The organism is Flavobacterium aerium (genome assembly GCF_030766725.1).
Classification (GTDB): Bacteria; Bacteroidota; Bacteroidia; order Flavobacteriales; family Flavobacteriaceae; genus Flavobacterium; species Flavobacterium aerium.
Genome location: NZ_JARQWR010000038.1, coordinates 1 through 606, shown reverse-complemented (window position 1 = coordinate 606; position 606 = coordinate 1). Strand labels below are relative to the sequence as shown.

The 606-nt window shown below is 39.1% G+C and carries 1 protein-coding gene; it reads left to right on the top strand.

Annotation, left to right across the window (positions count from 1 at the left end):
* Positions 1-606, top strand: a 606-nt coding sequence (locus tag P6733_RS17880) for a tetratricopeptide repeat protein (protein WP_372339318.1), incomplete at both ends; no start/stop codon positions are given.

Below are 606 nucleotides of genomic sequence, written 5' to 3'. Positions count from 1 at the left end.
TAGCAGAAAATGGTTATAAATCCGTTGATTTATTCCAGAAGCTCGGAAATGCTTACTATTTTAATAGTGAACTCGACAAAGCCAATAAATGGTATACAGAACTCTTTGCTTTAAACCAACCCGTAGCGGCAGAATACTACTACCGTTATGCCCAAAGTTTAAAGGCGATAGGCGATTATAACAAAGCCAACGCTATGCTTGATGAATTTGCAAAACAATCAGGCAAAGACAGTCGAGCTCAACTGTACAACCAACAAAAAGACTATCTTGAGATTATCAAACAAAACTCAGGACGCTACGATGTAGAGAATGCAGGAATCAACTCGGATTACTCAGACTATGGAACAAGCTTTTTAGGAAATCAATTGGTGTTTACTTCCGCTAGAGATACCATGGGATTCTTTAAGAGAAAAGACAAATGGACCAATCAATCCTTTACCAATCTCTACTCTTCCAAAGTCAATGCCGATGGAAGCTTGAGTGCCCCTGAGAAATTCTCGAGTAAAGTTGCTTCAAAGTTCCACGAGTCTACTCCGGTATTCACCAAAGATGGACAAACCATGTACTTTACCCGCAATAACTTCTTGGATGGGAAAAAACAAAAAA